At 57.9% G+C, this 14148-nt stretch carries 3 protein-coding genes; all 3 read left to right on the top strand.

All coding sequences use genetic code 11. The features are described from left to right. Positions 1–210: 210 nt before the first annotated feature. The 3 genes from ABD890_RS08460 to ABD890_RS08450 all read left to right on the top strand — a co-directional run bounded on the left by ABD890_RS08460 (position 211) and on the right by ABD890_RS08450 (position 14117). A complete protein-coding gene (locus tag ABD890_RS08460; protein ID WP_345087820.1) occupies positions 211–7038 on the top strand; it encodes a beta strand repeat-containing protein in 6828 nt (2275 codons plus the stop codon). Positions 7039–7230: 192 nt separating this feature from the next. Continuing rightward, on the top strand, positions 7231–12684 hold the full coding sequence (locus tag ABD890_RS08455) for a protein kinase domain-containing protein (protein ID WP_345087818.1): 5454 nt from the start codon (positions 7231–7233) through the stop codon (positions 12682–12684). 266 nt (positions 12685–12950) lie between these two features. After that, positions 12951–14117 (top strand): FHA domain-containing protein, encoded by a 1167-nt coding sequence (locus tag ABD890_RS08450; protein WP_345090868.1) that lies wholly within the window; start codon positions 12951–12953, stop codon positions 14115–14117. Positions 14118–14148: the final 31 nt, after the last annotated feature.

Here is a 14148-nt window from a genome sequence, read left to right as displayed (position 1 = left end):
AAAGGCTTAAGGCGTCTTCCCTAAATTCCCAGGAACTTCGTTGACACCGTCCCACGGCGTGACTTGAATGAAATTCTACGAGGAATTCGTTAGTTTGGGGGATTTGTCGCAAATTGGGTGATTTGCGGCACACGGGCACGCTGCATTCTTCTGTTCTTTTCCCTCCCGCGGATTACACTCCTCTCCTTTCCGCCTGTCGAGCTGCGACGAATGAAAAAGAAGAGTTTCTGGAAGCGAATCTTCGGAGAAGCTGCCCAGGACAAACGACCTCAGCAAGCCTTCCAGGACCAATTCGATACGAAGCTCCGCTTCCGCGAATTGGAACCTCGCGTGGTGCTGGCTGCGGCTACGCTCGATATGGCTGGCAATCTGAACGTCACGATCGATGACGGCGACATGGTGACGATCGGCCGCGACGGTTCCGGCAACCTCACCATCTCGGGGATTACCTCCCTCGACATCAACGGCGTGGTCACCGCGCCAATGGCGGGCGACACCACGACGTTCGCCCTGACTACCTTCCAGTCGGTTTCGTTTGACGCAGGCCTGGATGCGGCCAGCCTTTCGCAGCTGATCTTCGCAGACAGCCTGGGCGATCTGAGCAACTCGTTCTCGACCGGGGATGTTTCGGTGAGCGGGATCGATCAGGTCGATCTGGGCAATAGCATGGACCCGGTGACGATCGGTGGCGATCTGCTGCTTTCGAACGCCGGCAACATGGACAAGAGCACCATCGGGCTCGGCGGCAGTACCGTGCTTGAAGGTAATAACCTGGTTCTGGACGAAATCACGGGCGACTTGGACGTCGATTTGAACGACGCCGCCCATGACTTCAGCACCATCATTGGCACCGGTTCCGACGTCGCCTACCAAGACGCCAACGACATCGACGTCGGAGGGCTCACCGTCGACTCGCTGGAGCTTTCCGCTGGTGGATCGATTCAACAATTGATTGGTGGCATCGCTGTTAGTGGCGATACCAAGCTGACCGCCGCCGCCGATATCACGCTCGACCAGTCAGGCAACGCCTGGACCGGCAAGGTTGAAGCCGAGGGGCAGAATGTCACGCTGGTCTCGGATACCGGATCGATCGTTTTGGGCGAAGTCACCGCTTCGCAATTGGAAGTCACGGCCAACGGTTCGATTTCCCAGGTCAACAGCGGCGAAGCGATCTCGGTTAGCGGGGCGACCAAGCTGACATTGACCGGCGCTGGCGATATCGATCTGCAGTACGGAGCGAACCAGTTCACCGGCGGCATGACCGTCGATGGATCGGCGTTACTGGACAGCTTTTACCTGCGTGACGATAGCGCTACGGCTGCCATTCCGAGCTCGACCATCCCAGGCGAATTTGAAGCCCGACTTGCTTCAGGGGGAATGACCAACGTTTCGCTGCTGTTTGAAAACGCTCCTTCGTTAGATCTGCCCGAGATCAAACTGGCTGGCGATTTGAACGTCAATATCGGCGGCGATCTGACGCAGTCGGGCAAACTCGATATCGATGGCGCGACCAGCATTCGCGTCGCCGATTCAGGCAACGTTACGCTGCTCGATAGCAACAACGAATTCACTGGTGCGATCTCGGTTCAAGGTCTCACCGGCAGCGATCGAGCCAGCACCGTTCAAATCTTAGGTGGTGTGGGCGACCTGACCCTCGGCAAGATTTACGCCAGTCAGTTGAACGTTACCTCTGCCGCCAAGATCGAGCAGACGACCGATGGGATCGATGTCTCGAATGCCAGCGTGTTTCAAGCGGGAACGAATCAAGACATCGTACTCGACGGCCCGAACGTGTTCGGCGATGCGGTCTCGGCCCACGCGGGCGTTGACCCGGCTGGTATCGTCGAGATCCATGTCGCGAGCGGCGACCTGACGCTGGGTGCGATCAATGCGATGCAGTTGGATGTGACCGGCGCCGCGGCGATTGATCAGACAATTGATGGAATCACGGTCTCCGGGGCAGCAACCCTGGCGACGGTCGGCTCGATCACGCTCAACCAGCTCAGCAATAACTTCCAGGATCAAGTGAACCTGACGGGCACCACCGTTACGCTGTTTAACGGCAACGCGATCACGCTGGGCAATGTTTCCGCCAGCGATCTAGATGTCGAAGCCCAGACCGGCGACATCACTCAGGTCCCTGGGACGACGCTCGTGGTTACTGGGGCCACGGAAGTCGCCGTCGCCGACACCTTCAATGTGCTGCTGAACGAAGCTGGAAACGACTTTGGCGGAGCGGTCTCGGTCGAAAGTGCTGGTACGCCAGGCACCGTTTCGATTCGCGATGCGAACGCTTTGCTACTGGGCGCAATCGAAGCTGACGTTTTCAGTGCCCTAGCCGGGACCAGCATTTCGCAGCAAACAGGCACGGCGATTCAAGCCGATACTTCCGTCACGCTCGAGGCAACGACCGGCGGTATCACGCTCGGCGAGATCACGACCGGAACGTTAATCGCAACGACCAATGGCGGCAATATCGATGCCTCGGCCACGGCACCCGTCACCACCACGACGCTGGTTCAACTGAATACCACCTCCGGCACGATCACGCTTGGCAACCTGCAAACGCTTGATCTTGTGATCAACTCGGGCAGTGGGGGTGGTGGCATCAGCCAGATCGCTGCGACGGCGCTCGATGTGAACGGCACGACGGTCATCACTATCGGTGGAAACTTGCCGGTCACGCTGTTCAACGATGGCAACGACTTCACCGGTGCCGTTTCGATCCTCGGCAACGGCGTGGCAGATGTTGCCGGGACGGTGATGCTGAAGGATGACAACACAATCGTTCTGGGCGATGTCGAAGCTGGGATTCTGATCGCGCAAGCAACTGGCAATATCGATCAAGCTTCAGGTACCAACTTGCAGGTCGACGATACGATCTCGCTGACGACCGATGCGGCGATTGAACTTGGCGATGTTACGACCAACACCTTGAAGTTGACGGCGACCGGCGGGGTGACCCAGGCCACCATGACTTCGATCGATGTCGCTGGAATCACCTCGGTTGTCGTGGGTGCCGGTGCTCCGGTCGATCTTTCCGCGGCCAACAACAAGCTGGCCGAAATCAGCGTCACAGGGAATGGCGGAACGGCAGCCGGTCAAGTCGATATTGTCGACAACGACGGCGACCTGCAACTGAATCAAATGGTAGTCGACAAGTTGACCGTTTCGACGGTTGGCAATCTTTCGCAGATGGCGGCGACCTCGATCGATGCCACGGCGACGGTCGATAGCTTTGTCGATCTGACCGCAGGCGGAACGATCTCGCTGCGTGGTATCACGTCGGCTGCTCTGTCATTGGCGGCAGGCGGAGACATCACGCAGGCCTCCGATCAATTAATCATCACCGGTGCGACGACGGTTGAAGTCGCCACCGGGCAGAAAGTCGATCTTTCGGTTGCCTCGAACGAGTTCGGTTCGATCGGAGTGACCGGTGCTGGTGGGACGGCTGCTGGCGAAGTTAAAGTCACTGACAGTAGCGGCGACCTGGAACTGCTCGATTTTGCCGTCGACAAATTAACCGTCGAAACGCCTGGGGCTCTGACACAAGCCGCTCTTACGTCGATCGATGCGACCGCGTCGGCCGGAAGTCAGGTTGATCTGACCGCCGGCCAGACGATCACCCTGCGTGGCTTGGAAACGGTCACGCTTTCGCTCACCGCCGGCAACGATATTTCCCAGGCATCCGATGAACTGAAAGTTTCAGGTACGACGACCGTGCTGGTCGCGACCGGGGCGGACGTCGATCTTTCTTCCGCGACGAACGAGTTCGGAACGATCGGTGTCGAAGGATTCGGCGGAACAGCTGCGGGCGAAGTGACGATTGTCGACAGCGACGCCGGCTTGGTGCTGACCGATTTCATCGTCGACAAACTAACCACTTTTGTGACTGACAGCGGCGGTGCTCTTTCGCAAATGGCAGGCAGCTCGATCGACGCGACGCAGTCGGCCGACAGCTTTGTTGAACTGAACGCAGAGGGCACGGTCACGCTCGAAGCGATCACGACGCCAACCTTGACGCTGCGTGCAATCGACACGATCAGCCAAAGTGGCGGTCAACTGGAAGTCACCGGTACCACGACCATTGAAGTGGCCGACGGTGTGACGGTGCTGCTCGATAAGACGACGAACAACTTCGGTTCAGTTTCGGTCAACAGCGGACTGGCCGAACGTGCCGGCGTGGTCGACATTGTCGATGGGATCGACGCGATCGAACTCCTCGATATTCGTGCGGCCGATTTCTCGGTGACCGCTAATGGCGACATCACGCAAGCCGGGGGAACGGCCCTCGATATTTCGACGCAAACGACGCTTGCCTTGACCACGAAGGCCACCATCGCACTGCTGAACGTTGGCAACGATATGTCGGCCAATGTGAATCTCGACCTGGGTGGCAGCGACAATTTGCTCTTCAACTTCGAGATCCGCAACGAAAACGTCGATGTGACCGATACGCCTGGTGGTGACTTCGACCTGGTCGCGAAGGCCGGAACAATCGGCGACCTGACGTTGGAACTGGTCAACGCGAAGAGCCTGACTCTTTCTGAGATCGACATCACGAATGACCTTCGCGTGGAAATCGCGGGCGACCTGGGTCAGGACGGCGAGATCTTTGTCGGGAACGACTCGACCTTCGATGCGGGCTCGATTACGTTCGCTACCGTGAACGATCTGACGGTGGTCGGTCAGGCCAGTTTCGATGTCGACAACGGCGACTTGCGCGTCGGTGTTTTGCCTAGTGCCAACGATTCGTTCTTCCGGGGGCTCGATTCTCCGACAAATGTCAGCTTCGGATCGCTTCAGTTCCAGGCCGATGGCATGCACGTCACGATCTCGGAAGATGAGGCCAATGGCATCTTGCTGGTCGGTGACAGTGTCGCCAAATCGTTGGTGCTGACAGCGAACAACACGATCGAGAACCAAATTGGTTCTTCGTTGTCGGTGGCCGACCTGACCTCGCTGAAGACCGCGGCTGAGGTGTCGCTGCAAGGGGACATCGACCTGCGAATCCTTTATGCCGAAGCCCAGAAGATCACGATTGACGAACAAGCCGACACCAATGGCCTGGCGATCATCGACGGAACCCGAACGGCTGCGGGCGGATCGATCCATGTGCGGACCGATGGCAGCATTGTTCAGGTCAACGACTTCCGCATTGGCAACCCTGGGGCCTCGAATATTATCGCCCAAGAAGGGCTCTTTATCTCGGAAGGGGGCGCAGTACTGCTCACGTCGTTGGACGTCGATTGGCTGGCTGCTTCCGCCGAAGGAACCCCGCTGAATGTCACGCCGGGTTCGACGCTCGACTTCACTGCCGCCGGGATCAACGTTTCCGATGGCTTCAATGGTTCGTTGACGACCGACGCGATCGATCCGCTGCTTCCAGACGAGAACAGCGATACCTACGCGGCGGGCGGCTTGGCCGACAAGTTCGCCGATGGCGTGGGCGAAGATTACTCGCTAGTGCTGGTGAACCGTGGTGATCTTGTGATCCGCCGCGTCGATGGGGCGTTCGCTGATCCGGTTTCAGTAAATGGACTGGTAACCGCCGGTAGCGATGCCGGGCACGTCTTCCTGCGAACGGTTGATGGCGGTGCGTTGACGTTCGGAGCCGCTGGTTCCGATCCGGTGATTGTCGACCTGGCGAACTCCGGCATCATTACGGCGTTGGCGGAAGGCAGCCTGCAGATCACGGCTGGATTCGAACTGCATTCGAGCCAGACCAACGCGATCGATCCGATGCTGCAAGATTTGTTCGCGATCGTGGCGCAGATTCAGCAGTACAACGATATCCTGCTGCCCAATCCGGCCGACCAACTGTTCGAGATCATCGACGGTTCGCCGAACGAAGGCCCGATCTACGTTCGGATCCCTGGGACGACCACCACGTACTTATTGTCGACCGCCGTTGGCCTCGATGCCGAAGCGTTCTTTGTCATCTCGCAGCTTGGTGCCTCTGGCGAGCTCGACTTCCGGATCGTTGTCGACTGGGGTGATGGAACCGCGTTGGACGTTCGATCATTCGACGGGGCGATCGATTCCGATACGGCAGTCGAACATGCCTACGCCTGGGAGTTCGCGACCAGTTCTGCTTCGGTAACGGTTACGGTTCGGGCTTACAACAGTCCGCAGATCAATCTGTACGAGAACGTTGGCACGCCAAACGAGCAGAACCTGAACTTCGTGCAAGACAAGTTCCAGTTCTTCTTCAATACGATTCCGTTCAGCAACTACCAGCCGGTCGACTTCGTCCCACCGAATGCCCCTCTGGTCGAGCCATCGCCGATCATCGAAGCAGAAACGGTGCCTTACTCGTCGCTGCCGAAGATCAACGACGATGCCCGCGCGGCAACCCAGATCGACGGTGTCACCGTGGTGGAAGTCGACCCGAGCAACTTCGAGGAAATCGGAGAAGAGATCGAGCTCGGCAGCGAGTACATGACGCTCGATGCCGTGAAGGCGTTGATCCTCAATGGCGATCAGTTCCCGCCGGGGCTGTATCGAATTTCGATCTTGTACCCAGGCGTCGAAGAACCGCAGATCCATTACTTCTGGAAAGAAGATCGCCCGGTTCCGTTCGACTTGTTCAGCCAGAACGATTCGCCAGCCGCGGCAACCCAAGCCGAACTGGCGGTCGCTTCCACAGCCAGCTCGCTTTCAGCGGAAGATGTCTGGGCCCGCGAGTACGAACAATGGTTCCCCGATGCCGACCCGGTCGCCTCGTCCGAGGCCGCCACGGACGAGCAGTTGCCAAGCGAAGACGCTATCTTGATGCAGCGTGTGGCGGCGGTCGATCTGCAAGAGATCGATCGACTCACGCAACAGTTGCGGGCCAAACGAATGGTCGCGCGAGACTGTCTCGGCGGAGCCATGATTGGCGGAGCGGCCTTGATGGCGGCGGTCGCCTCTCAGCGTCAGGAAGATGAGAAAAACCGGTCGGATTCCGGTAATAGCGAAAACCCGGATCCACCAGAGGATCTGGGGGTAGGGAATCTGGCCCGACTGCGTCGTCGCGCCCGTCAATGGCTAGATTAAAGGTCTATAATTCGATGCCGTCGCCGCCCCCGATTCCTTGGGGTGAGGAAGGTGGCGCGTTAAGATCGAACTTTCTGCGAGATCCTGAACATTCGTTGAGATACGAAGCAAAACGGATCGAGAAACGGGTCGCAAGTTGCTCCGGGAAGCAAGGGCACTCGGCGAGCGAATCGAATTGGGGGAAACAGCTTCATGTCGACTTTCAAGTGCCCGAACTGTCACGCGGAATTGCCCGACTTCCAGCATTCCGCTGGCTTCTGCCCCTATTGCGATGCCAAGTGGCCAGGTCACACCTCCGAGACCGTTCCGTCTGGATTGGATCTCTCACCTTCTGAAGATGCCGACAACGCTGACGATGGGCTGGAACTTTCGCCTGAAGATCTGAACGCGCAGACGCTGGAACTCGATGAAGATGGCCAGCCTTCCCCAAACCAGACCATCGATCTGCCAGGGGCTTCCCGTGTGGGAGACGAGTTCATCCAACCACCGGGCGAGGACATCGGGCACACGATTGAGTTTAGTAGCGAAGATACCTCTGGCACGATTTCGCTCGACAAGGTCGAAGGCGAGGGGGACGGGTTTCAAACGCTCGACCTCGGCAAACCGGAAGCTGGTGACATTCACTCGCAGCCGACCATGGACGTGCCGCCGGCTGGTGGGGAAGGCATGCAGACGCTTGATCTGGAAGGCGACCCCAACGCTGGAAGAGATGCGAGCCACACGCTCGCTTTTAGCGTGAGTGGAGACGACATCCAGCAGACGGTCGATATTGGTGACCCCAATCGTCCTGTCTCGGATGACGACCTGAATGTTACCTTCGGTTCGGAACCTCTTTCACCAAGCGACGTGAAACGTTACTGGGCGGCTGGCGATGGTTCGCCGATGCAGACGATGCGTACCGCCACGGTCAGCAAAGCCAAAGAACTAGGCGTTGATCTGCGACGCCGCATTCTTTCCGACCAGGAGGAAGGTTCCGACTACGCCATCATCAACCAGCTTGGCAAAGGCGGGATGGGCGTGGTCTATGCCGCCAAGCAGAAATCGCTGCGGCGCCGTGTGGCGGTCAAAACACTGAAACGGGACATCGGCCAGCGTGAAGACGATCGGGCCAAGTTCCTCAGCGAAGCGGTGATCACCGGGATTCTCGATCACCCGAACATCGTTCCGATCCACGAACTGGGGCAGACCGAAGATGGCACGCTCTTCTATTCGATGAAGTGCGTAACCGGTACCGAGTGGCACAAGGCGATCCGCAACAAGTCGGAAGCCGAGAACCTCGATATCTTCCTGAAGGTCGCCGACGCGATGGCGTTTGCCCACTCGAAGAATGTCATTCACCGCGACTTGAAGCCTGAAAACGTCATGCTCGGTGAGTATGGCGAAGTGCTGGTGATGGACTGGGGCCTGGCGGTCGATCTTAACCGCAAAGAAGAGTTCACCATGGGGGGCACGCCTGCGTACATGGCCCCGGAAATGGCGAAAGGGCCGCTCGAACGCATCGGCAAGTGCAGCGATATCTACTTGCTGGGGGCGATGCTGTACGAAATCGTTACCGGCTTCCCGCCGCATGCCGCGTCAACAATCACCGAGTGCCTCGTCGCGGCCGCTCAGAATGTGATCGTTCGTTCCGATTCGACCAGCCGCTTGAAGAACATTGCCTTGAAGGCGATGGCGACGTCGCCGAAGCTACGATTCAATTCGGTCGCCTTGCTGCAGGAAGAAGTTCGCAAGTATCAATCGACCGCGCAAAGTATCGAACTGGCGAACACCGCCCAGCACGAACTGGAAACGGCCAAAGAGGCCGAGAACTACGAGCTGTTCTCACGGGCGATGTTCGGCTTCGAGGACGCCTTAAAGCTGTGGAGCGAGAACGACGTCGCCGATCGAGGTTTCCACGAAGCCCGTCAGGAATATGCTCTCTGCGCGCTGAAAAAGGGGGACTTCGACCTCGGGCTGCAGCTGGTCAGTCCCGAGAATCCGGACGAAGAACCGATCTACAACGATCTGGTCAAAGCCAAGGCCGATGCCGAACGCACCTCGCGGAACGCCAAGATGGCCCGCTTCGTTGCGGTGGGCTCTTTGCTGTTTGCCCTGGTGGGTGCGAGCATCGGTTTGCTGGTGATCAATGGCCTGCGACAACAGGCCTACGATGCCGCTCAAGTCGCCATCGCTGCCGAACAAAAGGCGAAAGACGAAGCCGACAAAGCGACCCAGGCGAAAGAGGTGGCGACTCGAGAGAAAGAGAAGGCCGATAGTCTGGCGGTGGACCTCCAAGCAGAAAAAGACAATCTGGTGGTCGTCAACAATAATCTCGATTCAGCGAACAGTAGGCTGAAGATGCTGAATCAGGATTTGCAAATGAAGACGGCGACAATCAGTGAGCAGAATATCGAGCTCGAAACCCAGCGTGATGCCATCGCTGTTCAACGCGACCGATTGGAAGAAGCGTTGGTGGATGTCGCCCAGGAACGTAACCGGGCACTCTTCGCTGGCATGTTCGCCTCGGTCGGATTGGCTCAATCGAAGGTCGAGTCCAACGACATCGCGGCTGCCTTGTCGCTGCTAGAGAGTGTTGAAGAAGAATATCGCGGCTGGGAATGGAAGCACCTCGCGTATCTCTGCCATCCTGACGTGCCCCATGTCGACTTCCAGGTTTCGGCGACGGCCGTGGCGACGTCGATCGACGGCAAGTGGACCGCGATCGGAACGGAAGAGGACGGCTTGTATCTTTACCCGACCAGCCACGCGACAGAGAAGGATGCGAAGGCCAATCATGTGGCGATGCCTGATTGCCGAATCACCTGCCTGCGATTCTCGCCCGATGGAAGCCAGCTGTGGATCGGGACTGATCATCCGGCGAAGTATTTGCAAGTGCTGCCGCTGCAGGGCAACCTGACCACGGTCGAACTGGCGAAGCTTAACCAATACTCGACCATGCCAGCCGTAAGTGCGATTGAGTTCGTGCCCGGGGCGTCGTCGGAAGTGATGGTCGCGGTGAGCGGACGCTGCTATCTGCTTGACTCGAAAACACTGACGGGCAAATCGCTAATCCACGCCGAGAACGTCTTCGATCTCGATGTTTCCCCCAGCGGCAAGCAGTATGTCCACGCCCAGGAATTTCAGGGAGAGTATCGCGTCAAGCGAATGACGATCGATGGCAGCACGCAAGATGTCGAAGAACTTCAGTTCAACGATCCTGTCTTGCATTGTGCTTACCTTTCGGAAACGTGTGTGGCGTTGGCCTTGGCCGACGGCAGTTTGAACCTGTGGACCGGACCGAAGCAGCAAGACACGCTCGCCTTTTCGCTTCCTGCCCAGGTCAATCAACTAACCTACGACGCTGAACGGAAATTGCTCTCGGCTTCGCTGGCGGATGGTTCGCTGAAACTCTTTCAGTTCGATCCACAAAGCAATCGCTTAAAGGAGTTCAAGACGCTGCGTGGCCATCAGGCTGCCGTGTTTGCTTCCGCCTTCCATCCAGAGCAGCCAGAACTGGTTTCGGTCTCGGAAGACAAGACCGCTCGATTCTGGAACTATGAAACGTATCAGGATCGACTGGACCTCGATCTGCAGAACAGCGTGCTGTGGGCCAGCTTCTCGCAAGATGGCCGCCAGTTCGTTACCGGCGATCGGGCCGGGCGTACCCAGGTCTGGGACACCACCGTAGGCACCGATCAGCCACAGCTCGATATGCATGTGAGCGACTGGACCAGTCAGAATATTGGCAAGAAGGCGATTTCGGCTTCGCTGGCCGATGGCAAGCATGTCGTCACAGCCGATCCCGACATCGGTATCACGGTTTGGAATCTCGCCACGAAAAAGGCCGTCTGGAGCACGCCGACCGAAGGTGGCTCGTACCGCATGGCCCCGATTCCGCTAAGCGATCAGTTCATCTACCTCGATCAATCGACTTCCCCACAAGGAGCCGCCGGAACCAAGGTGATCGCGGCGAATCCTCAAGGGGAGAAGCTGTTCGCTGTCGACAGTCCGCTCGAAATCGGCCAGGTCTCGGAACTGGTCGTCTCGCCAGGCGGAAAATACTTTGCTGTCCGGATCCCGAACGGCGTGCGAGTCTATGCCATGCCGAATAAGGCCGACAAGCAACTCGGCGAACCGGTCTGGAAAGTCGACTCCGGCATCGTGCAGCAGATCGCGTTCAGCTCCGACAGCGAACTGCTGTTGGGTTACGACTCCGGTCGCGAAGAAGGTTACCTGGTGCTGTACGACTTTCTCAAGGACACGAAGATTCGTGATCTGCCGAGCAAAGAGAATGGCTTGCCATTCCTGCAGTTCGCAGTTTCGCCCGACTTGAAGCATCTGGTGGTTACGTACAACGACTATTACGCCAACCAGCCGGATCAGCGAAAGCAAACGCATCTAAGCTTGTTCGCACTCAACAATCCACAGCAGGCTTTGCATAAAGCGACCTGCGACGGCCTGGCGGCGTTTCCTTCGATTTCGGCCGACAACCAGGTCGTGTACTTCGTTCAACAACATCGCCTTGGCGATCACGACGCTGCCCGCTGGGAAGTGAGTAAGCCACAGTGCGAAACGTTGCCTTACTCGCGTAAGGGAAACGATATCGTGGGCACCGCTTCTCGCGAAGTCGTGTTGGTCGATGCGTTTCCAAGCAACGACAACCAAATCCTGGTCTCGTACAGCAATCGCGATGTCGAGCTTTGGGACATGACCGCAAAGAAGAGCCTCGAACGACTAGCTCCGACGCGGCCGGTTCTCTTCTGCGACTTCCTGGCACACGACACGCAAATTGTTTCGGTGCATGTCGATGGCCTGGTTCGTCTGTGGGATGCTCAAAGCGGAACGATGCTCGACCAGTTCGATTCTGGCTATCAAACGCTGCAAGCTGCTGGGCTCAACGAAAGCATGTTGGCGGTGGGAGGAAGTGCCGGTCGGATTGCGATCATCGATCTGGCGAAGAAAGAATTCGTGCAGAATCTGGCCAATACCGGTTACTCGATCGATGCGTTGACCTGGGTTGGCGGCAAGCCTGACCCAGTGCTGGTGATTGCCAGCAGTCGCATGCAAACCGACGAAGATGGTGGCGAACACCAGGTCGGTTCGATCGAACTGGTCGATAGTAAAACCTGGAATCAGCTTGGCGAATCGTTCGCCGTGCACCCAGGCCGCTACCGTAGCCTGGCGGTGTCGCAGGACGGAATGCGTTTCGCGGCGACCAGCACCGACAAGCGGGTTCGTCTGTGGGCCGATGTTCCGGTCGACCAGTGGAGCACCAGCGAGCCGCGGAAACTTGAAGGACATTCGACCGACGTGACCGGAGCCGCATTCTCGGCGACTGGCGAACGACTGATTACTGGTAGCTTCGACGGTGCGTTGACGGTTTGGTTTATCGACCGGCCCGAGCTTTCGGCTGATGATGCCGAGAAGAAGGATGCCCCATTGCCTCCATTGCACGTGCAACAGTTCGTGCCGCTGAAGGGACATCGCAAAGAGATCTCGTCGATCGCGTTCTCACCTGATAGCAAGATGCTGCTGACGTCGTCGATCGATCGCAGTGCGATCTTGTGGTTCACGACAGAACTGCCCAAAACAGACGCCGAACTGGCGGCTCAGCCGGGCACTCTGGGGAAGGATGCGGTCGCCTCTTCCGAGGCAGAATCGAAGTAGTGCCCGAGGGGGATGATATCGGCAAGCTGTGATGCTTCCGGTAAGATTACCGAGAGGAAGCCGCAAATTTTCCATTTCAGGATCGAAAAACCGAAAATTCCTGGGATGGGAAATTCCGTTGGCTTGATAATTACTTTACCGTGGATTGAAGAACCGCCACTTCATGGCTTTCTCGTCTTCCAGGAGCCTTTCTTTTGCGGTACGCGCTTCAAATCTACTCCGTTAACTTCGGGAGCCGTCGAGTATGGCTCGACGCCAGTAAAGTTGTGCGCGTAGGGCGCACCACCCGGTCCGAGCTGACCGTGCCCGAAGATCCTCATCTTTCCGGTCTGCATTTCTCGATCTCGCTGGAAGAAGATCGAATCATGCTCAAGGACCTGCAAAGTCGTAACGGGACCTTCGTCAATGGAGCGAAGGTCGGCGCGGCGATGCAACTGCACGATGGCGACGTGATCGTCGCTGGCAAGACGCAATTTCAAATCGTGGTGGTAAGCGATCAAACCGGGAGCCAAAGCGGCGACGTTCCGCCGCAAACTTCCGTACCGATGCCAGAAACCGCTTCCCGGGGCTCGTTTTCCGCCGTCGTCGATTACGACCGGACCGAGTCGATCTCACCTGAAAACAACCCGTTCGTCGGGGGCAGCAGCAAGCCCACGGCCGAGCCGACTGGCGTACCGAGCTATCCACGACTGAGCAGCCACTCGTTCAAAGACCTCCGCCGCCATGCTGGCCTGGGAAGCGACTTCCCAGGGCGCCGTGCTGCCGAAGAAGGTAGCGAAGAGGACACGGACATGGCTGCCTCGAGCCCAGAGCCGCCCGCCGCGGCCTCTGCCAGCGATTCGATGACGCACCGGCCTATTTCGGCGGCCGAGCTCTCTCGCGGGCTCCAGATTCGCTACGAGACCCGGATGGCTCCGTCCGGCATGACTTACTTCTGTCCACGCAACGAAGTCAAACCACCGACCGACGTCGCCGATTTCATCGGCCAAAGCCGATTTTTGTACGCCGTGGTCAACTTCGGACGCCTACAACCGCAGCAGCAGCCTTCGTTTTACAATGAAGCGATGGCACTGGGGGCCGTCCAACTGTCCAGTACGCAGCTCTTAATTCCGAAAAGAGATGTCGAGTCGTTCCACTCGATTCTGCAACAGACCTGGGGGCAAGATGCAATGATCTGCATGGGCAGCCGGCTGAACAAGCTGGAGTTCATGAGCCTCGCCTATCGTCTCTCGAATGAGCTGGCGAGCCCGACCCAGTTGCTGAACCATCTCTATTCCGATGGACAGTTCATCAGCACCGGGCAACTCGACGGCATCTCCGCCGTGCTGCTCGAAATTGAACGAGGTGCTCGCTGGGTGATCTTCAAGAACGACTCCGAGATTCGCACCTGGCGAACCCTCGGACTGCCATGCCCGCCAGAACTGGTGGGCTAACGCGATCAGGCAAGTTTGGTGATGGTTGGCT

The organism is Bremerella cremea (assembly GCF_039541315.1).
GTDB classification, from domain to species: domain Bacteria; phylum Planctomycetota; class Planctomycetia; order Pirellulales; family Pirellulaceae; genus Bremerella; species Bremerella cremea.
This window is presented reverse-complemented; position numbering and strand designations above follow the sequence as displayed.

Coding starts and splice junctions, on each gene's coding strand:
- ABD890_RS08460 (WP_345087820.1), top strand. CDS start 211: ATGAAAAAGAAGAGTTTCTGGAAGCGAATCTTCGGAGAAGCTGCCCAG.
- ABD890_RS08455 (WP_345087818.1), top strand. CDS start 7,231: ATGTCGACTTTCAAGTGCCCGAACTGTCACGCGGAATTGCCCGACTTC.